Origin of the sequence: Streptomyces sp. NBC_01077 (assembly GCF_045162855.1) — a bacterium.
Lineage (GTDB): Bacteria > Actinomycetota > Actinomycetes > Streptomycetales > Streptomycetaceae > Streptomyces.
The window spans coordinates 9,436,253-9,460,422 of sequence record NZ_CP108669.1; the positions used below are offsets into that span (position 1 = coordinate 9,436,253).

At 67.7% G+C, this 24,170-nt stretch carries 17 protein-coding genes and 7 pseudogenes; 5 read left to right on the plus strand and 19 right to left on the minus strand.

Annotated elements, in window-relative coordinates; all coding sequences use genetic code 11:
* Positions 1–805: 805 nt before the first annotated feature.
* From OG462_RS42330 to OG462_RS42345, 4 genes and pseudogenes are all read right to left on the minus strand, one after another.
* Complete coding sequence (locus OG462_RS42330; RefSeq protein ID WP_406054068.1) at positions 806–1,282, minus strand: hypothetical protein; 477 nt, start codon at positions 1,280–1,282, stop codon at positions 806–808.
* A gap of 1,317 nt (positions 1,283–2,599) precedes the next feature.
* Positions 2,600–3,388: an IS5 family transposase gene (locus tag OG462_RS42335; protein WP_406054067.1), complete on the minus strand. Its 789-nt coding sequence runs from the start codon at positions 3,386–3,388 to the stop codon at positions 2,600–2,602.
* 201 nt (positions 3,389–3,589) lie between these two features.
* Positions 3,590–3,863 (minus strand): annotated as a pseudogene (locus OG462_RS42340) (ISL3 family transposase); the annotation flags it as partial.
* Positions 3,864–4,269: 406 nt separating this feature from the next.
* A complete protein-coding gene (locus OG462_RS42345; protein ID WP_406054065.1) occupies positions 4,270–5,259 on the minus strand; it encodes a LuxR C-terminal-related transcriptional regulator in 990 nt (329 codons plus the stop codon).
* 770 nt (positions 5,260–6,029) lie between these two features.
* On the opposite strand from OG462_RS42345, the pseudogene OG462_RS42350 reads away from it, so the two are divergent.
* A pseudogene (locus OG462_RS42350) lies at positions 6,030–6,257 on the plus strand (IS5/IS1182 family transposase); the annotation flags it as partial.
* A gap of 25 nt (positions 6,258–6,282) precedes the next feature.
* On the opposite strand, the pseudogene OG462_RS42355 reads toward OG462_RS42350, so the two are convergent.
* Positions 6,283–6,655: pseudogene (locus tag OG462_RS42355) on the minus strand (transposase); the annotation flags it as partial.
* 114 nt (positions 6,656–6,769) lie between these two features.
* Here OG462_RS42355 and OG462_RS42360 point away from each other — a divergent pair.
* Positions 6,770–7,153, plus strand: a complete 384-nt coding sequence (locus tag OG462_RS42360) for a hypothetical protein (protein ID WP_406054063.1) — start codon at positions 6,770–6,772, stop codon at positions 7,151–7,153.
* A gap of 172 nt (positions 7,154–7,325) precedes the next feature.
* Here the strand turns inward: OG462_RS42360 and OG462_RS42365 are convergent, their stop codons facing one another.
* Positions 7,326–7,787: a gamma-glutamylcyclotransferase family protein gene (locus OG462_RS42365; RefSeq protein ID WP_406054061.1), complete on the minus strand. Its 462-nt coding sequence runs from the start codon at positions 7,785–7,787 to the stop codon at positions 7,326–7,328.
* Positions 7,788–8,834: 1,047 nt separating this feature from the next.
* Positions 8,835–9,554: pseudogene (locus tag OG462_RS42370) on the minus strand (PhoH family protein); the annotation flags it as partial.
* A 615-nt stretch (positions 9,555–10,169) separates the two neighbouring features.
* On the opposite strand from OG462_RS42370, the pseudogene OG462_RS42375 reads away from it, so the two are divergent.
* Positions 10,170–11,471 (plus strand): annotated as a pseudogene (locus tag OG462_RS42375) (NF041680 family putative transposase); the annotation flags it as partial.
* A 13-nt stretch (positions 11,472–11,484) separates the two neighbouring features.
* Here OG462_RS42375 and secF read toward each other — a convergent pair.
* A pseudogene (gene secF / locus OG462_RS42380) lies at positions 11,485–12,039 on the minus strand (protein translocase subunit SecF); the annotation flags it as partial.
* 427 nt (positions 12,040–12,466) lie between these two features.
* On the minus strand, positions 12,467–12,859 hold the full coding sequence (locus OG462_RS42385; RefSeq protein WP_406054059.1) for a hypothetical protein: 393 nt from the start codon (positions 12,857–12,859) through the stop codon (positions 12,467–12,469).
* A 184-nt stretch (positions 12,860–13,043) separates the two neighbouring features.
* On the opposite strand from OG462_RS42385, the pseudogene OG462_RS42390 reads away from it, so the two are divergent.
* Together OG462_RS42390 and OG462_RS42395 are read left to right on the plus strand one after the other, a co-directional pair.
* Positions 13,044–13,305, plus strand: a pseudogene (locus tag OG462_RS42390) (IS5/IS1182 family transposase); the annotation flags it as partial.
* Positions 13,306–13,394: 89 nt separating this feature from the next.
* Positions 13,395–13,556, plus strand: a complete 162-nt coding sequence (locus OG462_RS42395) for a hypothetical protein (RefSeq protein WP_406054058.1) — start codon at positions 13,395–13,397, stop codon at positions 13,554–13,556.
* A 500-nt stretch (positions 13,557–14,056) separates the two neighbouring features.
* Here the strand turns inward: OG462_RS42395 and OG462_RS42400 are convergent, their stop codons facing one another.
* The 10 genes from OG462_RS42400 to OG462_RS42445 all read right to left on the minus strand — a co-directional run bounded on the left by OG462_RS42400 (position 14,057) and on the right by OG462_RS42445 (position 24,159).
* Positions 14,057–17,683 carry a LysM peptidoglycan-binding domain-containing protein gene (locus OG462_RS42400; protein WP_406054056.1) on the minus strand — a complete coding sequence of 1,209 codons (3,627 nt, stop codon included), beginning with the start codon at positions 17,681–17,683 and terminating at the stop codon, positions 14,057–14,059.
* Positions 17,684–17,689: 6 nt separating this feature from the next.
* Positions 17,690–18,133, minus strand: a complete 444-nt coding sequence (locus tag OG462_RS42405; RefSeq protein WP_406054054.1) for a hypothetical protein — start codon at positions 18,131–18,133, stop codon at positions 17,690–17,692.
* Entirely contained in the window at positions 18,130–18,618 is a 489-nt protein-coding gene (locus OG462_RS42410; protein WP_406066232.1) for a TadE/TadG family type IV pilus assembly protein, read from the minus strand. The genes OG462_RS42405 and OG462_RS42410 overlap by 4 nt, the downstream gene beginning before the upstream one ends.
* Positions 18,591–19,001: a TadE/TadG family type IV pilus assembly protein gene (locus OG462_RS42415; protein ID WP_406054052.1), complete on the minus strand. Its 411-nt coding sequence runs from the start codon at positions 18,999–19,001 to the stop codon at positions 18,591–18,593. The genes OG462_RS42410 and OG462_RS42415 overlap by 28 nt, the downstream gene beginning before the upstream one ends.
* Positions 19,002–19,023: 22 nt before the next feature.
* A complete protein-coding gene (locus OG462_RS42420) occupies positions 19,024–19,263 on the minus strand; it encodes a hypothetical protein (protein ID WP_406054050.1) in 240 nt (79 codons plus the stop codon).
* A gap of 38 nt (positions 19,264–19,301) precedes the next feature.
* Complete coding sequence (locus OG462_RS42425; RefSeq protein WP_406054049.1) at positions 19,302–20,183, minus strand: type II secretion system F family protein; 882 nt, start codon at positions 20,181–20,183, stop codon at positions 19,302–19,304.
* A complete protein-coding gene (locus OG462_RS42430) occupies positions 20,180–21,103 on the minus strand; it encodes a type II secretion system F family protein (protein WP_406054047.1) in 924 nt (307 codons plus the stop codon). The genes OG462_RS42425 and OG462_RS42430 overlap by 4 nt, the downstream gene beginning before the upstream one ends.
* Positions 21,103–22,545: a CpaF family protein gene (locus OG462_RS42435; RefSeq protein WP_406054045.1), complete on the minus strand. Its 1,443-nt coding sequence runs from the start codon at positions 22,543–22,545 to the stop codon at positions 21,103–21,105. Before OG462_RS42435 ends, OG462_RS42430 begins: the two co-directional genes overlap by 1 nt.
* A 67-nt stretch (positions 22,546–22,612) precedes the next feature.
* A complete protein-coding gene (locus OG462_RS42440) occupies positions 22,613–23,455 on the minus strand; it encodes a hypothetical protein (protein WP_406054043.1) in 843 nt (280 codons plus the stop codon).
* Entirely contained in the window at positions 23,455–24,159 is a 705-nt protein-coding gene (locus OG462_RS42445; RefSeq protein ID WP_406054041.1) for an SAF domain-containing protein, read from the minus strand. Before OG462_RS42445 ends, OG462_RS42440 begins: the two co-directional genes overlap by 1 nt.
* Positions 24,160–24,170: the final 11 nt, after the last annotated feature.

Sequence of the window (24,170 nt, forward strand, 5' to 3'; positions counted from 1 at the left end):
GTAGAGCCGCTCTCCGCCCGGGTGTTCACTCAGCCGAGTGAGATCGCTCTACGAGGCGGCGTTCGAGACCCTCGGCAGCATGGCAGAGCAGGGCTCTGCCGTTCGGACTCTGATCGTCGATGCGATCGACGTTCTCGCTGGCGCGCAGGACTCCGGCAGCAGATGCCGGCAACACACCGAACCGGGCGGACAGAAGAGCCTCGGGCAGCCGGGGCCTTTCTTTCATTCGCCGGCCGCACCCGCCTCGCGGCGCGCCCAGGCCTTGTCTGTAAGCCGGAGCGGATGGTCTGCGGGCTGAATCACTTCGGCCGGCTCCGTCGGATCATCGAAGGTCACGGTGCGGTGGCCCCGGTCTCGAGGCGGCCTGCCGGGGATTCTCCGAGCGGTGAGCCTGTGATGACGAATCCGCGGGCAGGCGGTCGGCGGAGGCCACGCGGGCGAGACGGCCTCAGTGGTATCACGCCGGCCGGCGGGGCCGACTCCCGCCGGGGCCCTTGGGGGCCTTCGGTACGGGGCCCCGGGGATCCGTGCAGTCATCTCCCAGCCGTCAGGCCAGGTCCGTCACCGCCTTCGGCGAGGCCGTGCCGGTGGCCGCCCGCCCGCTTCAGATACCGGGGCCGACAAGCAGCGCAACGCGGTCGAACGCTGGATCAACCGCCTCAGGAGTGGCGCGGTCTGGCCGGCACGAACCTGCAGACTCGCTATCGCTTACCAAGCCGCACTCCACCTCGCCGCCATCCTCATCCGGGCGCGAAGCCAGGAAACCGGGCAATGGCGCCCGCGGAAACGCCGGTACCGGCAAGGGTCATTCCAGCGAAGCCTTTAGCCATCCTTGCGTTTTCCCGGCGAAATCCCGTGTAGTAAAGAAAAATGCCGCGTCGGCAATGGGTTCACCGTTCAGGCCGGTGGTGACATCGCTGCGCTGCGGGCGGCGTGCCCCTTCGGAGCGTGCCGCGCCGGCGCAGATGACGATGTCCTCGCTTCTGTCGTTCCTGACACTGTCCGCCGCCGGGACGGAGTCGCGACGCTGGACCGGGACAGTACTCGGGGTCACTGATTCTGCGGCATCTGCGTGCGCGGCGACAGCAGGAAGGGAGAGTGCCATGGCGACGCCAGTGACAGTGAGAACACCACGCACGCGAGAGAAAGGAGACATTGTCTGGGGCCTTTCAGGGTTCCGGCAATGCCGGGAGCGGTGGATAACACTGCCTGAAATAGACCAGATGTCACGAGGATCTCGACAGAGTATCTGATACCTGTCCCAGTCATGATCGTAACGCATGGGCTCTCCTCCGTCAGGCAACGCCACGGACGCGAGGCATCACGCTGTTTCGCCGGTCTTTTTCCGGCGAGCAGACGCGCGGATCGTCGACTGCATCAGTTGAAGCCGTCTGAGTATTTCTTCTCCATGACTCACGGCTGGCGTTCCGGCGAAATCGTCCTTCCGGCTCACCGCAGGAAGGACGCGCCGATGCGAAACCTGACAAGCCGGGAAAACAACAGCCACTGCAGTCCGGCGCATGACCATGGCCCCGGCCGGCCTCTCGCCGGCGGTCGGCGCGGCAGCGATCTCACACTCAAGCAACTGCCGCACCGGCCAGCCGGCACCGACTCGACGGATGGACCAGCCACTCGCTCGCGGTGACGCGAGCCATGGGAATCCCTGGGCCAGGCCAAGCCGGTTCTCGCCGTAGAGGGCCCGTTCGTTCTCTGGCAGCCGCTTCAGCATCCGGCCGGGACGGACGATGCCGGGAGAACAGGGTGCGGCCCTGCCCGTTGCTGTAGGTTCGCGACGATGCCTCTCGATCACGGCCTGTCATGGACCGGCTAACTCCTCGACCAGACAAGCCAGATGATCCCGGGAGACCCCGATGAACACTTGATGCGCTGTAACCGTCCGACTGACCACGATCGGCACATCAGGTCATGCCGCCCACCAGCAAGAACGTCTCACCCATGATCACGCACCAGCTCGTCACGACATCTTCCTGCATGGGGGCTGCATGATGCTGACACCTGCATGACTATTTCTTCTTTCGGCAGGGTGAAATATTTCCTTCACAAGAGATCAGGCTCCGGGGCGGCCAGGACAGGCGATTGCTACGGCTGCAGATCAATAGTGCTGGAATATGTTCTTGAAGGATGGAATTTCGATGACGGTAATCCGACGCGGCATTCTGGCCGCGGGTGTCGCAACTGCCGCTGCGGCAGGTGTTCTGCTCAGCATCATTCCGGCGCAGGCAGCGGACGGCTCCTACCAGGATCCGAGTTCCTGTGCGGCGTGCACGAGCGAGCTGCCGCCCCCTCCTCCCCCGGCCTCCCCGCGACTGATTGCACAGAACACCAATCTTTAATGATCGTTTCAGAGTGAATTCGATGTCCTGCACCCTGTGCCGCTGAGATCATCACAGAGCTGGCCCTGCTGGTTGGGCTTGGCCAGGACCTTGCCTCCGAGGCCGTCCGTCTCCAGCCGGCTGCTTTGGTCATTCCTCGGCCTTGACGCCGGGCTCTTGTGTGCCGCGTCGTGAACATGGGCATGGGTGATCTGGACTGCGGAGGCTCAAGCGGTGCGCCGGAGAGAGGGGCGGCGGGGTGTCTCTCAGCCGATCTCGCTGACATGCGTCGGGGAACCCGGCTCTATCTCCCAGGTGAGCAACGGCCTGCCACGGGCCGGCTGACTCCTCGACCAGACAGGCGGGATGCTGCCGGGAGATCCCCGTGAACAACTGATGCGCGAGAGCCGCCCGACTGGCCGTGACCGCCATACTCCGATGTCCAGCTCGCGGCCGAGGATCTGAGCGGTCCAATCGACCAGGCGTCCGGCGAAGCCCTGGTCCGCCCAGATCTTCTTCACACCCGGGTGGTCGAGGCGGGTCCACAGCAGCGGACGCCTGGCGCCGTCGCGGTCCTGGATGTTCGCGGCGACGACGTGGACGGCCAGGATGAGGCCGAGGGTGTCGGTGACGATGAACCGCTTGCGGCCCTTGACCTGCTTGCCCGCATCGAAGCCTCTGGTAGCGGCGGGGACGGTATCGGCAGTGCGCACGGACTGCGAGTCGATCAGTCCGGCACTCGGTTCAGGGTTGCGTCCGTCGGCCTCGCGGACCCGGTCACTCAGTGCGTCGTGGACGCGCTCGACGGTGCCGTCGTCGTGCCACCAGGTGAAGTACCAGTAGACCGCGGGCCAGGGCGGGAAGTCTTTCGGCAGCTGCCGCCAGGCGCACCCTGCCCGCACCACGTAGAAGATCGCGTCCACGATCCGACGCCGCGGATGCTTCTCCCGCCGCCCGCCCTTCGGCCCCACCCGCGCCGGCGGCAGCAACGGCTCCACCAACGCCCACTGCTCGTCCGTCAGGTCCGACGGATACCCGCCCCCAGAACCACTCACGGAGAGTTCAACGAGCACGTCAGCCCACGGCTACGGCAGATCTCAAACGCGGTCTCAGATCCTCAGGATCCAGTGTCTCGTGTGTCCAAGATCAGGGGGCAAGGCTCCATGCACCAGCTCGTTACGGGTTGTTTCTTGGGTTGTCTGTCCTGTACCTGATTGGCGGCAAGGGCGGTCGCCGAGGAGGATGTCGAATTCGGCGAACGCTTGCAGACGGGGCAGACCGGTTGCGCGGACCTGGACGATCCAGCGGGAGAGACCGTCGTCGTTTCCTTCGCGGGGCTCAGGAGTGCGGCGAAGTCCCGGACTCTGGCGGCCAGGTCGGTCATCTCGGAGCAGGCTGAGGTGAGTCGGTCCAGGAGATCGCTATGTTTGGCCTTGAGGTTGTCGGGGCCTGGTGAGAAGTGTCCGGGCGAGCCGGCGCGGGGATATGTGACTGCGGCCCGGCGTCCGCGCGCCCCTGGTTGACGTACTGCTGACCGGGTCGCTCCCGCTCCGGAACGCGGCCCTCGCGACGCGAGCCGCCGGGCCAGGAACGATCCACAGGAGACACAGTGGCCAAGACCGCCGGCCCCCTCGAGCCGCAGCCGCGCGGGCCATCACTCACCTGAAGCACCGCAAGCCCCTCTCGCTATCGCGGCCTTCTCACGCGCTTCACACTCGCCGCCCGGGCCTGCCTCTCTACTGCCAAATGTTCACGGCATTCCCCTTCACGTAGACTTGCCGACTGCCGATTTTTCACCGTGCACCGATGCCGCAAAACCGTCAGAATGCTCTGGGTTGAAGCTGTCGGCATTGCAAGCCGGAGGCCTGCCGAAGATCAGAAAATGAGGCGAGCGATTAGAGCTTCAATTATGAAGCGCTCGCGCCGGCAGTTCCGATCAGAGCCAGCCCTTATTCTTCGCAAGCAGCGCAGCCTGAAATCTGCTCCCTGCACCAAGTTGCAGCATCAGATCAGCCACGTGGCGACGGAAGGTGCGCACGGATATACCCATTTCCCGCGCGGCGGCCTCATCTTTCTCCGATCGTGAAAGAAGGAGAAGAACCTGGCGTTCCGTCTCGGAAAGTATTCCCGTGCTGGTGTCTCCGTGAGGCTCGACTGTCTCTTCCGCATCGCCCCAGAGCTTCTCAAAAAATGAGACGATCCCGGAGACCAGTCCCGGCTGCTGCACGAGTACAGCTCTGGAATCAAAACGATCCGGATGTTCAGGGACTACCGCAGTTTCATGATCGTAGACCAGGAACCCGTCCCCGGGATCCTTCATGATCCGCACCTGAGCCCCCAAGGAAACCACTTCGGTGATGTAGGCAGCGGACACTGGGTCGGACAGCATGTCACTGCTCACGATGGTGCGCAGCGAGATTCCGCGCCGCAGGCAGCGCAGGTCGAGGGGACGTGCAGCAGCGATCGCTTCAGGGAGCAGTCTGCTGCCCGGGATCAGGGAGAGGATTTCACGGAAAGCGAAGAAGGATAAATCTTCAAGACGGGTCCGGATCTGCTCCACATCCTCCACTCGCTCCAGCTCGCGGAAATGAGAACCAATTTTTCCGCGGCCTCGCTCCTGGACCAGCCATGGGATCACGCGCCGGGTGGCACTGACCTTCTGCAGTTCAAGGCTAATGGATTCCAGTCGATCCTCGATCAGCCTCTCAACAGCAACGGCGGGATCGGCTACTTCGAAACCGAAACCGTGGCTCCCGGAGCGGACGAGGAGGCCCTTTTCTAGCTGCTTCAGTGCTGCATCTGCAGAATCACGGGCCATATCGAGATCTGCGAGAAGATCATCTCCGCTGGAACCCGGATGAGCCAGGAGATAGCGATATATCCTTTCGGCACCGGCGGAAATTCCAAGTGCTGCTAGATCTGACAAGGCTTCTCCTCCCGTTGTCGAGCCAGGGGTAAGCGGCCTTCCGCCGTCCTCCTTGTTCGAATTGGCAACAGCATCATCCCCCGGAAAATTACCGCCGAGTTGAGAACGGGCTACTCAACTCGACAGGCCCTGGTGAGTACGGCCAGCGCCCCTGCGGGATGAGGATGAGTTACTCAGATTGATAAGCGCAGTGAGCACGGCCAGCCTTCCGGGCCTGGGTACCCCCATATCCCAGGTGCGGACGAAAGGGGCTTACTGTGGCAAGGGGTGCGTGATGAGGGGCCCTGGCAGACAGCGGGATGGGCCTTGTTCCTGTCTCATTCCAGAACGTCCGCCCTTTGTTGCCTGCGTGCTTCCGGAGCCACGGCTGTGCGCCTGGGCGCATTCGGTCTGCGGCGGCACGCAGGAAGCACGACAAAGCGACGCCCGCATTCTGGGTGATCTGGCCGATGCCCGCTGGGAGGTCTTCACGAACACGGCCACGCGCAGCCGCCCCGCCATCACCGGGGCGACATCGTCGCGCTCGCAGATCAGCAGGTACTCGGCCAGGCCCCGGGCGCAGGCGTCGATCGTCCTCGGAGCCCTCCCAGGATCCGCCCGCACCCGCAGCCACTCGGCCGCCCGCTCATGCAGGCCAAGGACCGACCGCTTCTCCTCCAGCACCACCGCGCTGCCCAACACGCCTCCTCAGCCCATGGGGACGCCGCAGGATACGAGATGGCTCCCGCGGCGCGTGATTCCACGTAACTGACAGGAACGCGGTCTGCGGCTACTTCGCCAAATGGGCGGATGAGGGCGTGTTCGCCCAGCTCAACGGACTCCTCAGGCAACTTCTGCGCGAGAAGGAGGGGCGGGACGCACAGCCCTCGGCGTGGGTGATCGACGCCCAGAGCGTCAAGACCTCCACCAGTGTTCCCGCCTCCAGTCAGGGCATCGACGCAGGCAAGAAGACTGTGGGCCGCAAACGCAGCATTGTCACCGACACGCTTGGCCTTCTCCCGCAGTGCTGGTCACTGCCAGCACTTCCCAGCGGATCCGCAGCCGGCGGAACCGGTCAAGGTGGGCGAAGGTCCGTTCGGCGCCCCAGTGGTCGGTGCCGAGGCCGGATCCGTGGGGGACGCCGCCCCGGGCGATCACGTGTTTCACGCCCAGGGCACGGGCCATGCGACGGCACTTGTCGTGGTCGTAGCCGCGGTCTCCGGGCACACGGTGCCGGGCCTTCGGCGGGGATGGCCGCGTTTGCCGCGGACCGGCGGGATGGCCTGGAGCAGGGGGATGAACTGGGTGACGCCGTTGCGGTTCCCGCCGGTCAGGGTGGCGGCAAACGGAATGCCGTGGCGTCGGTGATCAGGTGGTGCCTGCTGCCGGTGGTCTGCCGGCCAGCGGGCAGTCGGCCACGGGTTCTGTGTCAGCGTGAAGTTCTGGTTCGAAACCGGTGGGGCTGATCATGCCCAGACTTGAGTGCAGCCGGTGGTTGTCGTCCCGCTCTCCTCGTATTCCAGGGGCCGTCGTGGAAGACCTTTGTGCGGATGTACTCGGACTTGCAGAAGCCGGTTATGGTGTCCATCAGCGTGTTGTCGTATGCGTCACCGATGCGCCCGATCGAGGGGCTGATGCCCTCAAGTCGGAGATGTTCGGTGAACTGCACGCTCGTCTATTGCCCGGAATCAACCGGTCGTTGCAACACCGGCCGATGCCGGTGGAAAGGCTTTCGTGGCCGGGTACTCGGGGGGAGTTGACGCAGATCATCACGACGTCTCTGATGGACGCTGTGCTGGCGCAGACCTGGCGGGTGCAACCTGCCTGTGTGCGGGCTGTCGTGTACTTCGTTCTGGCTAAGCTAAGTCAATTCATGGATGAACGACTGCGGCAGGCTCCGGCGCTGCACGGATAAAAGCAGGAAATCCGTGGACTTCTACGACCTCGCAATGACTGGGTCGCCATCGGCAGACCTTGAACGCACCATGCCCCAGCTCGTCACCTGCCGTCGGCACCAACGACGCTACGAACGCAAAGCAGGACCGGGCTGTACTGGGGGATCGGAGCCCACTGAGATTCCGCCTTGACTAAGCGTGAGGGAGCTGCCTGCTCTCCAGCTTCGACGGCTCTGGGAACGGTCCCTGGAGCCCCGCGCGCATCATCGCCTCGCGCAGAGACTGGGCGTAGCCAGGATTCTCCTCGTGCTCTGCTGGTGGCTGCAGAAGGTTGCAGCACAGGACGGAAATGACCTTGCCGTCCGACGTCCGCACCAGTAGAGGCTCTGCCCGGTACTCGTCCAGCCCCGCGCCCCAGTAGAGCCGGTCGAGTTCAGCGTGCGTTAGCGAGTAGACCATGCCGCACGCTGCTGTTCCGGGTGCGCGAAGCAGCGTTGCCTTGTGCCCGATTCGTAGCGAGTAGCCCTCTGCCGTGGCTTGCTGCCCATCCCGCGGCTCGATGTCTTTCCCTCTTAGGACATCAGGGTCCATGTACAGGCCGTAGAAGAAGACGCTGATCGTTCTGTCTGAGGAGTTGTCAGGAAAAGCATGCATGGGTCAGTGTCCTTATGACTTTCTGAATCTCGGGTCGGAAACCTGACTCACTCGGTTATCCTTTCCGGATTTCTGAGAATTTGATGTTGGGGTATGGTGACGTCCTCGACTGAAATTCTTCAGCCTTCGCAGACCATTGGCACCGAAGAGGTCATGCCCTAGCTTCTGCTATCCCCTTCCCGTCCCCTCCGGAGGGATTCGGGCGTGTCGCCGTCTCATGCCCCTGAAGGATGGAGTGGTGAATACATACTCTGCAATCGATTACTCGGTCATCAATTGAGCAATGGATGCTCAAAGTGCCCCTGCGGATACGGCATGGTGGGAACGCTCGATAAAATCCCCGCCGGCGCCCGGGGTGAGGCATCCCGTACCCTTCTACGCTCGACGTCCTCGTACGCATGACAGCGCGCCCATGGACGATCATGCAGGAGTGCATGTCCGGCTCCGCACGGCCCTCGATCGCTTGGTGACCGCCATGCAGCCGCTTCGCCGAGTGGGCGCCCCTCGGGCTCAACGGCGCCCGGCTCGGAGAACTCCTGGCGAGCGACGAGCGCCTGCGCAACCTGCAGGAACAGAACCAACGAGTCGCTCACATCCAGGGCCGGATCTCCGAGGCACTCACCCGCACAGGCACAGACAGCGTCATCACCCGGCTGCGCCACAACCCTGTCCTCGCCCATGAAAACGCCGCCACGCTTGAACAACTCGTCGACGAAGACGACGTCACAGCCGAAACCGAGCGCCGCCTTGCCGATATCGCCATCGGTATGACTGCCTGGGCCAAGCGACTCAACCTCGGAGGAGCCGCGGACGCCACCGAAGCAGGGATCAGCCTCAAGCTCTTCAACGTCGTTCTCGGACGCCCCGCCCGACGGCTGCCCCTCACCGCATCGGCAGCGCCAAGAACCGCATCGGCTACCACCTGATTGCCCACCTCGCCCTGCACACCTACGCGGGGGGAAGCCCAGGCCAGGTCCGTGACGGTGAGTGTGCGCGCCGAGAGGGTCTCGCGCCGGCCGTGCCCGGCCTCGCGGTCGTATCGGCGGGCGGATGTCCCTTGAGCCTTTCCACCACGGCCACCACGCCGTCCTGGCGGCCCACTCTGAGATTGTCCCGCTGCGCCACGTCGTGCGTGAGTACCACGCGTGACCCTTCGCCGATCCGGGAGAGCATGAGCAAGATGTTTCCAGCGACTGGGCCTCGTCGACGATCACGAAGGCATCGTGGAGGGACCGGCCACGGATGTGGGTGAGCGGGAGAACTTCCAGCATGTCCCCGGCGAGCAGCTCCTCGATCACCTCTGGGGTGGTGGAATGTCGAAGACTGCCTGCGCCCAGGGTCCCCTCTTGCCCGCCTCGGCCCCGGGCAGGCAGCTCAGCTGCCTGCCCGGGGCCGAGGCGGACAAGAGGGCGGAAGAACCATGACCTTCCGGTGCTGGCGGCGCTGCGGCCCTTGACGCCAAAGGCATTCCGGTCCCCGCATACCAGTTGCACCCGCCCGTCCGGGGTGACCCGGCCCAGGGTACGCCTGCGCTCTGAGGTGATCACCAGTCCGGTGTGGGAGGGCAGGTTCTGGGTGCCGTCCAGGTCGGCAGCGGCACTGTGGCCCGCTGCGAAAAGTGCGCCCACCTGGTCACTGGCGGCGACGAGTTCGCAAATGCCTGTCCACCCAGAGGAGTTCGCTAGTTCTGCCCGGAATCCTCGGCGGCAGGCCGACCGAGCTCGCCTTGATCCGCAACGGCAGGTCTTTGGAGGCGATAGTGGCGTCGCTGAGTAACCAATACTCTCAATTCGCGTTCACGAGAAAGTTAACTTTCATGGAAGAAGTTACCAACTATGGCGACACGACAGGGGAAGCCTAGCTATGCGACACACCAGTAAGACGCATGGGCGTCATGGCAAGATTGCGAAACTGATCGGAGCAGCATTTGCTGCAGTGTTTGCGGTTTCCCTCCCTCTGGGGGGTGTAGCATCCGCCGATGGTGGAGTGAACCCGACGGGTGAATCCGTCCCCATTAAGATCGAGGGCCCTCCGTGCTGCAAGTGACCGGAGCGTCACAGTCTTACCTTTGGTTTTAACCTCCGGTGCCGAAATATTCCTCGCCCAGGTCGCTGCCCCGGGTATTCGCCGGACTCTGAGGTGGCCTTCGTCTGATCACCTGCTCCACCCGAGGTGCACTGGCCATGACGAAGGCCTTAGCTTGGCGTTTATCGTCTGCGCTCGAACGTGACCTCGAACTTGCCGGGGTTTTCGACTGTTTTCCAGACATGAGGAACGGCCTTCGTCTGATGCTGTGCTCCGTCACAGAGGCACCTGATCACTACGAAGGCCGCGTGGATGAGTCTGCTGCAGCGGGGCGACCCAGGGGATGCGTTTGCACCGCGCGGTCACGGCGCCTTGTACGGCGGGGTGAACCGCGGGCGGCTGGATGCGGCACGGCTGCGCAGGACTCTGGCCAGTCTGCCGCTGCCGAGGGCTGCGGACGGGCGGCTCGTCCCGGCGGTCGATGTCAGCAACTGGCTGCGCCCGGACGCGAATACCAGCCCGGAGAGGCTGTTCTGCCATACCTACGGTCGTGGCAGGGGCTCGGCCCAGATGGTCCCCGGCTGGCCTTATTCCTTCGTCGCTGCTCTGGAGCCTGGGCGGACTTCCTGGACGGCCATGCTGGACATGGTCCGCATGCGTCCGTGGGATGACGGAATCGCTGTCACTGCCGGACAGGTCCGAGATGTCATCCAGCGACTGCTGGCGGCTGGGCAGTGGCAGACCGGTGACCCGCCCATCCTGATCGTCCTCGATGCAGGCTACGACGTGACCCGCCTGGCCTTCCTGCTCGCCGACCTGCCGGTTGAACTGCTGGGCCGGATGCGTTCGGACCGCGTCCTCTACTTCCCGCCCCCGCCGCAACCGGCAGGGAAGCGAGGGCGCAAACCGCAGCGCGGGGCAGAGTTCAAGTTCGAGGATCCCGCCACCTGGCCCGCCCCGGCCGTCTCCACGGCGACCGACACCACGCACTATGGACAGGCCGAAGCCGCTGCCGGGGACCGGCTGCACCCGTTGCTGGTCCGGCGCTCGGCCTGGTCCGACTACCCCGAAGGCCGGCTGCGGTCATCGAAGGCACCGTCATCCGTCTTCGCGTGGAGCACCTGCGCGGGGACCGCAACCCCAGGCCGGTCTGGCTGTGGTGGTCCGGCACCAGTGCAACGGCCGGGGATGTCGACCGACTCTGGCAAGGGTTCCTGCGCAGGTTCGATCTTGAACATGCCTTCAGGGTGATCAAGCAGACGCTGGGCTGGACCGTTCCCGAACTCCGCGAGCCCGCAGCCGCCGATCGCTGGACCTGGCTGGTCGTCGTCGCCTACACCCAACTCCGACTCGCCCGGCCACTTGCAGAAGACCTCCGTAAACCCTGGGAGCGGCCCGCGCGCCGAGGACGCCTCACGCCCGCCCGCGTCCGCCGAGGATTTCGCCGCCTCCACGGGAAGACCCCCCCAGCCGGCCAGCGCACCGAAACTCGGCACCGCAGGCCCCGGCCGGCCAACAGGCTCGAAGAATCGGCACCGTGCACGCGAACACCCTGTTGGAAAACAAGGCCAACCAGCCATCACAGAGGGCGTCACGAACAGTCGCGCTGCGCCAAGCTTAGGGCTCGCAGAGAATCAAGTTGCGTGTTTTAGGCCTTGACGCAGCAGGTCAGCGCGTTGCTCGTCCGCGTGTTGTTCTTCTGCGAGCCCTTACGAGCTGGTGCGTGATTGCGGTTGTTCTTGAGTGCCCTGATCGCCGGCTCGCGCTCCTTGAGGTCGGCGACGAGCGGGGTGGCGATGAAGATCGAGGAGTACGCACCGGCGGCGAGACCGACGAACAGCGACAGCGAGATGTCGTTGAGCATGCCGGCGCCGAGGACGCCGCCACCGATGAAGAGCAGGCCGGCGACCGGCAGCAGCGCGACGACGGTGGTGTTGATCGAACGGACCAGGGTGCCGTTGATCGAGCGGTTGGCCAGCTCGCTGTACGTGAAGCGGGTCTGCTTCGTGATGTCCTTCGTCTGTTCCTTGAGGGAGTCGAAGACGACGACCGTGTCGTACAGCGAATAACCGAGGATCGTCAGCAGACCGATGACCGTACCGACGGTGACCTCGAAGCCGACCAGCGAGTAGATGCCGACCGTGATCGTGAGGTCGTGGATCAGCGCGATGAGCGCCGCGACCGCCATTCTCCACTCGAAGGCGATGGCCAGATAGATCACCACGAGATGACCGGCGGCCTGACGCTCTCGTCCAGTGCCTGTAAGGGGCGCGAGGCTGCAGCGTGATCCTGCACTGCGCAGGCGAATCAGTGAATCCTCGGGCGGGACGGGAGCAGTCCAGGGTGCCGGCCAGAGGGCACGGCCGCTGCTGACGGAGTCACCGCGCGTCTCGCCAGCGGTACAACCGGCCCGGCCGGTGCCGCCGCCCGCGGACCCTGCGGATGCGTGGTACCGCGCCCGGCAGGCGGCAGCGGTGGCATCGTGACGGCACCTGCTGGGCAGAGCGGGGGCCAGAGGCGTGCCGGGCCGCCGGCCTGGCGGTGGCTGCTGCCGGGACGCGCGCGGGCCGCCGGCGGAGGTCTGGTGCGAACCCTCCTTTGAGGGCCTTGACGAGGGGCCGGACAGGGGAATTCCTGGTCTCGGATGCAACCGGTCAGATGTCAACCGGCAAGGCCGCCCTCAGAGGTCCAAGATCGCCGTACAGGGCGGCGTGGAGGGCGGCTGCCAGTTCCCGGGCTCTGTCTTCGGCCGCGATGTCGTGGAGCACGAAGTAGACCGGGCCGGTGAAGGCGTCGAAGCGGATCTCCCGGCGGCGGGCCAGGTACAGGAAAGCGGCGCCGATGGCGGCGGAGGCAGCGTCGTCTGTGGTGTGTTCAGGGCCTGCGGCGCGCGTATCGGCCTTCACCGCCCAGTGCGAGCCCTGGTACTCGACGGCGATGAACACCGCCTGCCGCATCCTGGCGGCCTTGTACGCGGTGTCCAGGGCGGCAAGCGCGGTGACATCCGGTACCAGAGGTGCGGGGCAGGGAATCGGCGACGGCTCCATGCCAGGCATCGTCCCAGGTGAACGTAGAGACAGCAGGTTGACGCCAGCCGTGTCCTCTCCCCGCCTTGCGCCATGCCGGCCGGGATGATGATCAGGGAGACTGTCTGCCGACCGGCGGCTGAAGCGGTGCAGGTACGGTCCTTGGGCATGGGGTTCTCGCACTTCATGATCATGAGGGTTGTTCTTCGGCTGTCTGGTGCACGTTCTGGTGTCCGGCTGCGGATCTGGCGCGCCGCCGACGGGCAGTGCTGCTGCGGCGCCGCCGGGATGAGTGGATCAGGCCCGGAGTCATGGAGGGCCTGTGGCTGCTGGTCCTGTCTGCCTGCGGCCGCATAGCCGGCCCCGGCTTGGACGGTCTCATCGCGGACGGCTGCGTCACCAAGGCTGCGGGCGGCGAGTGTGCCGGAAGAAGCCCGGCCAGCCGCGGGCTCAAACGCTCGCCTTTGCCCGTGAGGCAGCCGCTCCGGCCGAGCGGGAAGCCGACGGTGTTGCCCGCCTGAGCCCCCGCGAGCGGGGCGAGCGACGGGTGGCCAGCATGATCCTGGCCGCTCACCATGCTCTCCCCGAGCACGAGCGGCCCGTCGAGCCGGACATGCACGCCGTGAACCTGGAGGAGAGCGGCAGCCTTTTCAACCCAGCCCGCATGGCTGTCGGCGAGCGTCGGAAAGGCCGTCGCCGGCATCATCAAAACGGTTGAACCGGCTGCCCCGCTCCGTCTGAGCCGACAGGGCGGCACCATCTCCTGCGAGGGGTGCCCTGCGGCGTTCGAGGACGGCCACCTGACATCAGGTCAAACGGCGCATCGCCGGCCCGGACGGCCTGCCAGTCGAGGCGGGGAGCGGGCCCGTGAGCGGACTGTCCAAGCCTGCCCCCGCCTGCTCAACCGGTGACCGGATCCGGCTCTGCCGGCGATCGGGCACTACCCCCATTCAGGAGTGACCCGCCGCATCTGACCTGCACTTCTAGTGTTGGGTCACTGTCTGGGCCGCTGTTGCGACGGTGACCCAGACAGTGACCCGCCACATGGCTTGCGTCCCTCGGGACGCGGCACCGGAAGGTCAGGGTAAGGACATGGGCCCGTCTGCGGGTGGGGACGTGTCGGCCGTTGCCAAGAGCCCGCGAAGTATTCCGAAGCTGGTCGGGAACCGAGAAAGGGTGGGACCACCGGCTCAGCGGCCCCCCTTTCTCGGTGATGGGTCAGCGGCGGGTGGCCTGCACCATGCGAATGGTCTGGGAGGTCTCTTCCTCCATGGCCCACCCGTGGTCCACGAGGAGAGTCTCCAGCCGCTGAATGGCTTCCTCGAGTCCGGGGTGGTCACCCAGGAGAGCCAGGGCACGGAAGCGGTGGCGCCAGAGCTCTTCGCGTTCCCGGGCGACTTCCAGGCCGCGGCTGGCTGCCCACAGCGCGCCCGGGCCGTCACCGGCTTCGAGGTACCAGTCCGCCAGCAGGCTGGCGCTGTTGACGACTTTGTCATTGATGTCCTCCACGATCGGTTCGGCCCAGCTGTAGTAGGTGGAGCTGACGCCGGAGAAGGGGCGGCCGCGGACCAGCTCGAGGGCGCGGCGGAGCAGGCCCTGGCCCTGGTCGCGGGGGACCTGGAGGGCGACGTCGTGGAGGAGCTGGAACTGGATCCAGTCGCACTCCACCCCGACGAGCCGATGCCCTTCGGCGTGTTTGGTCATGCGGCGGAAGAAGGGCTGGCCCTCGTCGTCGAGGCCGAGCCACCGCCGCACATCACGCAGGCGGGTGTTGCGGGTTTTGGGGTTGGTCAGCCCGCCGCGAGGCGAGAGGACCTCGTCGATCTGCGGGGCCGTGGCGCCGGGGTGAAGGACGAGGAACGCGGCCAGTTCCATGGCCCGGGTGCGCCGGTTGGAGTCGACCGTGCCGCGGGCCCCGGTGACCTCCACCGCGCCCAGGATGCTGACTACGGGCCGGTCCTGGGGGAAGCCGACGTCCGGTTGCTCTGCCCCGGGTGAGCCATCGGGCGCAGGGGTGGTGGCGGGGGGCTGGGCCGGGGGAGAGGACGGGACCGGGCTGGGAAGCCGGACACTGATCTGTGGCAGGGCCCGCGAGGTGGGCAGGACAACGTGTCCCGGCGCCGCTGAGGCAGGCAGCACCGGCACTACCGGAACGACGTCGGCGCTGGCGCCCGTGGCGACGGCAGCGGATGAGGAAGGACGGGCGGTCACCGAAACCCCGGCAACGGCTTCGCCGCCGGCCTCAGACCCCTCCTCCTCTTGATCTCCTTCTTCCTCACCCGCGTCTGCAGGATCCTCATCGAGATCGGCGAGGACTGACAGCAGACTCGGCGCCGCCCCACATCTACCCGAGCCCGGCTCCGGTGAAGGAACGGTGGCCGTGGCGGTCTCGAGGCCGGGGAGGAGCTTGGCCAGTGGGACAGGTTCCGCGGCAGGTACGCCGGTGGGGGAGTCCGCTGTCACCGCGAGCGTGAGGATGTCGGCGTACTCGTCGTCGCTGCACATCGACAGCACGCAGTGCAGCGAGGTGTTCGGCACCGCAAGGACGGGGGCATCGGTGTCGATCTCCCACACCTCGCTGGCGGCCGCACGGGCGGGCTGCGCACCGCTGGTGATCACGGCGGTGGATGACAGAGGCTCGGCGTCCAAGATGTCGTCGAGCCGGCTGACGGCTTCGGGAGCCGGGCAGGTATCGAGATCGCAGAGCACCGCCAGGGGCTGGAACTCCTCGGCATTGTCCGACACACGGGCGTGGAACAGATCCGGCAGATCCACATCGGCCATGAGCTGCTGCTGGCCGGCATGGTGTGCACCGGCTGCAGCGGCAGCCGATTCGAGGCCCTGATGCGGCTGGACCCGCTGGGCGTCGAGCAGCGACAGACCCGGGGCGGTGTCCTCACCCGCGACCAGGACATCGACCTGCCCCAGCGGAGACAAGGCCAGAGAGATGCCCAAGGTGCGCAGCATCTGCAGGCGGCGGCTTCCCGTCAGGTGCAGCGCACCGAACTCCTCCAGGTCGATGAGGAGGACGCCGCCGGCGGTGTCTTCCCCCAGCGGTACGAGCCCTGGATACGGAGCGGCGACCTCGGAAAGCTCATCGTTGTCCAGAAGCTCGGTGGAGCCGGCCGGGCACCACCACAGCTCTGGCCGGTCCTTGACGGCGGTGAACGGAGCCACCGCCTCAAGCGGGCTCTTCCCGTCGTACCTGTCCGTGGTCTTGGACAGGTGCAGCAGGACGCCCTCGGCACCCAGTTGAACCGCCGCCACAGGCGGCAGCGCCCGATCTTCGGCAGCAAGGCGGGAGGCGAGTGTACGCAGCGCGGTGTCCAGGAGCAGCAGCTCCGAGGTGGAGTCCATGCTGCGCAGTGCCTGCTCGGTGACCGCTGCACGACCGGTGGGCATCGTGATGGTCCGGCCGTTTTCACGGCGGCGCCGCTGCAGGGTGCGCCGTCGCCGGAGCATCAGTACGACGCCACCGGCGACCAGCGTGCCCCCCGCTGCGGACAGGAGGGTGCTCATGGCGGAGTTGTTGGCGCTGTGATCGACGGCGGGCGGAGTGCTGGTGCCGGGGATGGGGACGGGGCTGCTCGGAGACTGGGCGGTGGGGAAGGGGGACGGGGTGGCGGTGGGCGGGGTGTCCTGGTCGGCATCGGGGGTGCTCGGGGACGGCGGCTTCTCTGAGTGCTGGGTGTCCTCGGGCGGCGCGGGTGTCTTTGGCTTGGCCGTGCTGCGGTCCGGGGCCGGTGCGCTGGGGGCCTTGGTCCCGGGCAGCTCCAGCACCTGTCCGGGGAGGATCACGTCGGGGTTGTCGAAGGTGCCGCCGCCCGGCATCGGTTCACCCTTGTTCGCCTCGTAGATGGCGGGCCAGCCCTCAGGGTCGCCATGTGCGTCGGCGATCGACCAGAGGCTGTCACCCTCGCGAACCGTCACTTCCGCAGACTGCTCGCCACCAGATGCGCCCGGAGCGGGGCGGCTGCCGCTGTCGTTGCGGGCCGCCGGATCTGCGGTGTGCTGCAGCCCAGGGTCCGGCCCGGACACCACTGTCTGGCCCGCCGCAGCGTCGGCATGGGCGGCTTCTACCGCGCGCTGATGAGTGCTGCTCTCCTCCTTCACCGTATGCACGGCGGGGCCTGCCTCGGCAGCCGGGGGCGTGGTGTCTGTGGGGGCGTGGGGGAGAGCGAGGATCCATCCGGGCTGGAGAGGTGCGTCGACACTGAAGATGGTGCCGTCGGCCATCCGCTGGCCCTCGTTCGCGTCGGCGATCTTCGTGTAGAGCTCGCCGTGGCCGTAGAGCTTCTCGGCGATGCTCCACAGGCTCTCGGCAGGACGCGCGTCGCGGACGGTGTATGTACGCGACGCCGCCCGCTCCGTACCGGCCGTCTCGGCGGCACGCTCGGCCGCCGTCGCTGCAGAGCCCGGGTGGACGATCTCAGCCGCCGAGGTGGCGGTGATGGGCGCTGCGAGGGCGGGTGTTGCGGAGGCGAGGGTGCTGGAGGCAAAGGCGACGAGGATCCCGGAAACGAGGGTTCCGGCGGCGCGCTGGGACAGGTGCAGTCCGGGAAGGGCCGGGGCTCTGCGGCCGCGGAGTTGGGCGGGGATCTCCAGCAGGACGGAGAGGGTGAAGCCGGCCCAGGCGATCCAGCCGATCGCGCACAGGGCGAGCATGAAGGCGGCGCCGGTGTCCTGGCGGGTGAACAGGTGGGCGATGGCTTCGGTGCCCTGGGCCCAGACGGCGGTGGTGGTGGCGTAGAGCAGCCAGGGCATGCCGGCCAGGAGAGCGGTCAGGACGACCGTGGACACCAGGGCGCGCAGTAGGCGCCGCCCGAGGGAGCGGGGAGCGGGCATCAGCGGTCAGTCCTTCACAGGTCGGGTCGTGCCGTGCAGCAGGGTCGCGGAGCTGCTGGCGTGGACGGTCCAGGTGTTGGGGACGAACACGCCGCGGTAGGTGCCGGTCGCGCGGACGGTGATGCGGCGGCCGTCACCGGAGACGGTGACCGTGCCGACGGCGCCGGCCTGGTTGAGGTAGGCGCGGGCGGCGGAGGCGGCCGCCTCGGGGTCGGCGACGACGCCCTCGCCGGTGACGGCGCGGGCGGGATCGATGGCCTGGGCGGCGGCTCGGGCGGCTTCGGTGGCGATGCCGTCGGTGCGTTCATGGGCGCGGGTGACGCCGAAGGCGTCGACAGCGAGGAAGCCGCCGAGGAAGAGAAGCGGGACGGTGATGATGGCGGCGAAGGGAGATACCGCGCCTCGGTCCTCGCCGAAGTTCCAGCGTCTGGCGGGGTGCCTGGGGCTCATCCACGTTCCCTAAAAGCGTCAACGATCGAGGTGAATGAAGAGGTCGTGGTCCGTACCCCCGGCCCGCCGCCGAACAGAAGCAGGTCGCCCAGGGGGACGGTGCACGAGACGGTCACGGTGACGGTAGAGACCTGTCCCAGCTGGGCGCCCAGGCCACGGGTGTTGGCCGTGACACGGGTGGAGGTGCAGGACTGGTTCCGCTCGCCGAGGGCGTCAGCGGCCGCGCGGCGGGCCGCCGATTGTCCGGCGGCGGGAGTGCGTTCGAGAGACGCGGCGCGGGCGGCGGCCTGGGCGGCAGCGTCGGTCTTCTGCCCGGCGAGGGAGAGACGGGCCCCGGCCATGACGACCAGGGCGATCGCGATCAGGAGGGGCACAACGATGACCGCCTCAATCGCAGCGTCGCCCCGCTCCGCGTCGTGTCGCACGGATCGACGAACGAGGTGGAGCGGGCTGCGCATCATCGGCCTCCTGCCGCGGTCGTCCATCGCTCGACGGGCCCCGACGCGGCGGCGGTGACCGGCCAGCCGCCCATGCCGGGAAGGAGGGAGATCGCGCGGCCCTGGACGGTTATCCGGATGCGGTCGGTGGTGCTGCCCGCGGTGGAGACGCGGGCGTCGACGAGGAGATCTCCGCCGAGCGTGTTCACCGCGGCGCGTGCCTTGGCCGCCCCGTCCCCTGGTCCTGCTCCGTACATGCGGCCGGCGGAGACGCCTTCGCGTGCGGCGGTCGCGGCGACGTTGTGGGCGTAGGCGGCGAGGAAGGCCTGCACGATCGCGAAGATCAGCAGGATCACGACCGGGAAGAGGATCGCCACCTGGATCGGTGACGACCCCCTGTCCCGGTCGGCGGGTTCGAGGGCGGTGAACATGAGGCGTCTGAGTTCCCCGGGGTCAGCCGCCGAGGATGCCGCTGAGCTTGCCGTTGGCCCGCCCGTAAGCGGCCGCGAGACCGCCGGCGATGATGAGGGCGCCGGCGACGGCCGCGACGATGATGACCACGGTGGATATCGGGCTGTCTCCGCGGTCCCCACGGTCCTTCGCCTCCTGCTGGACTTGTTCGAGGCGCGAACGGATCGCCCAGGCGCAGGCGGTCACGGCGGCCTGGGCACGGAGCAGCGGGCTGGTCTTCATGAGGTGGGCTTCCCTTCGGGTGGTGCGGGCTGTGCGGGTCAGATGGAAAAGATGTTGAGGACCGCCGGGAACGCCATCGCGATCATGACGATGACGGCGAGGAGGGCGGCGGGGGTGTGGAGTTTCTCGCTGTCGGCGTTGGCGCGGGCGGCCTCAGCGGTGAGCAGTTCGTTGGTCAGGCTCTTGGCGCGGTTGCGCAGGGTGTCGTAGACGGACGCGCCGTCGTCGGAGGACAGGCGCATGATGTCGGCGACGTCGCCCAGGACGGGCAGGCGCAGCTGGGTGCCGAGATCGGCGAGGGCCTGCCACGGGGAGGACTTCTCGGTACGGGCGCGCAGGAGGGCCTCCTGGATGCGGGTGAAGGCCCAGCCCCGGCCGATGCGGGCGGCGTCTTCCAGTGCCTGGTCGGCGGCGACGTTGGAGGCCATGCGGGTGGCGACCAGGTCCATCCAGGCGGCTGCGGCGTGCGCGAACTCGGTGCGGGCCTTGGTGGCTTCGGTCGCGACGGCCCAGTCGGGCACGAACCACAGGACAGCGGCGAGCAGCAGGCCAGCGACGGCAGGGACGAAGAGGGGGACGGGCAGGCCCATCAGGGCCCAGCCGACCGCCGGGACGAGCGGGACGAGCAGGCCGAGGAGCCCGAGGGCGAGCTTGTTCGTGACGAACTGCTCCGGACTCTGGTGGAGCAGGTCGAGGTCGGCGCGCGGGATCCTGCCGGGCATACGCTCGGCGAGGCGTCCGGCCCACACGGCGCCGACGACGTTCGCACGGCTCGGCTGGTCGCCGGGGCGGACCGGGGGCGGGTCGAGGCGGCGTAGCGCGGGCCCGAGGCGGGGTGCGGCGGGAACGAGTTCGCGTACGAGGAGGGCGATGCCCGCGCCGGTGGCGGCGCCGCAGACGATCAGGGCGGTCTGGCTCATGCGGCCGACACCTCCGCAGTGGGTTCGGCGGGGCCGGGCTGCTTGACCTGGCTTCGGGGGTCGTTGATGAGGAAGCGGGGGACCGGCTGGTGGGTGGCGAGCTTGCGGGTCCACCACAGGACCGCGGCGAACGCGGCACCGAGCAGGGCGAGGACGAGCTGGCCCAGCAGAGTCGCGTACGGGGCGGTGTAGGGGATGAGGAAGCCGATGAGGACCAGGGCCATGCAGATGAGGGTCATGGTGCGCATCGCGGTACGGGACTTGGCGCGGTCGGCCTCGATGCGGCGGCGTGCGGCGACTTCCTCGCGGACCTGTGCGGCGACGTCCTCGAGGACCTGGGCGAGTCCGGGGCCGGGATCGACGGCGCACAGCATCAGGGCGGCGCAGGCCTTGTCGCCGGTGACGTCGTCGAGCCGGCCGGCGAAGTCACGTAGCGCGTCGACCGGGAGCCAGCCGGCTTTCAGTTTGTCGGCGAGCTCGCCGACCTCGTCCTCGATCGCCGGGGGCGGGTTCTTCCGGCTGGTGATCAGGGCCTGTTCCAGGGCGAAACCGAGGCGGAGGATCTCGGAGAGGCGCTGGGTCCAGTCGGCGAGTGCCTCCAGTTTGGCGATCCGGCCCTTCGCCGATGTCGCGGAGGCAAGCAGCCACGGCACCCCGATCACGGAGCCGCCCAGGATCAGAGCGGCAACGAACACTCCGGAAACCAGCCACACCACAGCCGTCGTGGCCACAGCGGCGACGATCAGGAGACGGCGGCGGGCGGCACGCTGCTGTCCGTCGGGGCCGCCCGACCACTCGGCCCGCCACCGGGCCGTACGGCCCTGGCCCTTGGGGGCACTCGTGCCGATCGTGGCGACGACCGCGGCCACCAGGCCGCCGGCGAGCATCGACCCGCAAAGCGTCCACCACAACGCGCCCATCACAGCCCCCTGTTCCAGGCCGCAGCCTGATCCAGGACATGGGTGGAGAACCCGGCCAGCTCCAGACGCCGCCGCGAACGCGGTGAGAGCGGGGCTGCCGGGACGGCGCGCAGATCGTCCTCGGAAGCGGGGCGGAAGATCTCGTTGTAGGCGGGGCGGCCACTCTCGCCGATGCCGGTGATCTCCCAGACGTGGCTGACGAGCCGCCTTGGTGCGGGGCCGGACTCGTCGACGGACATGAAGACGACGAAGTGCAGCCCGTTGGCGATCTGCCGGTAGGCGAGCTGCTCGGAAAAGTTGCCCCGGGCCAGGAGGTACAGCTCGGCGATGCGGTCGAAGACGACGTGCGGCTCGGAGGCGTGCATCGTGCACATGGACCCGGGCCGGTCACTGGTGAGGGCCTGCATCATCGCGGTGATCTCAGGACCCCGGACCTCGCCGACGACGACGCGCCTGAGGGACATGCGCTTGGCCCGGTACATCAGATCGAGGAGGGTGATCTCGCCGACCGCGCGGCCATCGACCCGCTCGCCGTTGGACTCACGGGCCTCCATCGGCACGACCTGGGTGTGGTAGCCGTTCTGGTGTGCCCACAGCTCGAACTCGGTTTCCACCGTGCCGAACCGCTCGTGCTGCGGGATCTCCCGCAACAACGCCCGCATCAGAGTCGTCTTCCCCGACGATTGCTCGCCCACCACGATCACGTTGCGCCGCGCCCGTACGCAGGCGCGCAGCAGACCGGCGACGGTGGTGTCCATGGCGCCGACGGTGACGAGGTCGTCCAGGGTGGCGTTCTGCAGACGGTGGCGGCGGATCGTGACGAACGTCCGCTCGCCGGTGATCTCCGGGTGCAGGGCCTGGAGCCGGGAGCCGTCGGGCAGGCGGATCGCGGCATCAGGGGACGCGGTGGAGAACGTACGGCCGGACTGCCCGCTGGCGCGGATCAGATCACGGACCAGCTCCTGAAGTTCTTCCTCAGACTCGGCGACGGGTTCGGCCGCGACGGCTTCACTGTCGCCGCTGTACTTGAGGAACACCCGGTCACAGCCGTTGATCCAGATGTCCTCCACCCGCTGGTCGTCGAGATGGCGCTGGAGACGGCCGGAGCGGAAGAGCATGTCGAACACGAGCGCGGCAAGCTGCTGCTCCTCACCGGCCGTGACCGTACGAGAGGTGCGGGCAGCGTCGCCCCACACCGCGACCCGCTCGTTGATCAGAGCCCGGGCCCGCTGCTCACGCACGGCACCGACCAGGCCGCGGTTCAGCTTCGCCTCGGCCAGGAGCAGGTCGTTGACCTGCCGCTTGATCTCACCAGCCGCACGGGCGTCAACGCTCACCTGCGGCACGGACGGCGCGTTGACCATCGCCGGCGCGGCGGCCCGCCCACCACGGCGCGGATCGTAGCTGGCACCCGGCAGCCCCGGCTGCGCGACGGCACCCATCCCGGGAACGCGAGCCGGAGCCGGAGACGGAACAGCAGGCGGAGGGACGGCCGCGGGGTACATCGGGTCAGCGCGCATCCGTCACCGCCTTCATCAGCCGCTGTTGCAACGGAGAGGCGACCCGCGCCCGTCGGGAGGCGACCGTCTGCCGAATCGGGGTCGATGCGTCACGCGCGGCACTCATCAGCTTCGACGTCATGAACCCACGGCCCTCGGACGCACCGTCGGACAGCACGGCCGCTTCCTCCGGCCGGTACGGCAGCGTTGCGACAACCCGCACGCCGAGCTCGTCCTGAACCTCGCGGGAGCCGTAGGGACCCTGGCGGATGAGGAGGATGCCAAGCGCGCCGGCTCCCTGGCCGGAGTCACCATCCATCAAGGTCCGCAGAGCCTGGATGCGGGACCGGGCGGCGTGCATGCTGCGCAGCGTTCCCCGCATCACCACCAAGACGGTGTCCGCGCGCAGGGCGAGGACGCCGGCGGGGCCGAACGCGCCGGAGCGGCCGAGGTCGACCAGGACGTCGTGGGCGTGGATCTCGATCCCGGTGAACAGGTCGGCGAGCTGTCCCCATACGGGGGCCAGGCTGGAGGCCTGGTGCATCGCCGTCAGGCCGGGCAACAGCAGCCGGTTGCGCTCCGAGCACTTTTCGTCGTTCTCCAGAGCGATCAGCTGCGGCCAGAACGCAGTGACGAGATCCTGCGTACGGGAGGACTCCGTCAGATTCCGCAGCCCACGGTCGGCGACCACCGCGCTCTGGAGAGCGCCCGGCAGCACGGCGCCGCCATCCGGGTCGCACTCCGCAAGGACCAGACGCCGGCCGGCTTCCAGCGGCCAGGTCCGCAGCAACGCAAGCGCCGAACTCGTCGCTCCCGGAGCGCCCGGAAGTCCCACCAGGGTGATCACCGCCATCAGGACTCTCCCGGTCCATCGACGACGAGCGCGACATTCCCGGTCGCGGCCTGCGCCGCGAGCGCAGGCCCGAACTGCGAGGGCACCGCGACATCGACGACCTGCTCACCCGTCGTCTGCTGCCGCTCTCCCACCCGCACGACCCGCGCGGCAATCTGCTGCGGGCCAGCGCCCTCGCCGGCTTTCTCTCCGGCGATCTGGCCGTCGGCGGGAGTGGAGACGACGAGGATCTTGTCGCCGGGCGAGAGACGGCTCGCGGGCATCTGCGACGTCTTCAGCCCGATACCGACCAGCCGCTCACCCGGCTTGACCAGAGTGCGAGTGGTGACCTGGCCCTGCGTCAGCAGTGCGCCCGGCGTCAGGGCGACCGAGGCCCGCTTGCCGACCACCTTCTCCCGCTCGGAAGCCAGCACCGGCTTCAGCACCGGGTCGAGCTGGACTTGGGCCTCGATCAGGTCGGAGTCCTTGATGACATCCCCGGCCTCAACGCCCTGGGCAACCGCCAGGACCGGCGTGCGTTCCCCCGTCGCCTGGAAGGCGAGGAACCCGCCGCCCCCACCAGCCGCGATCAGCGCGATCGCCAGCGCATACATACCGGGACGCCGCCTGCGCCCCTTGAACCCGACTGCCGCACCCGGGATCAGGGAGTGCGTCGGCTGCACGGGGACCTGGCCCGCGCCGACCGGAACCGCCGTCTTGCTCACGATCTCTCGCC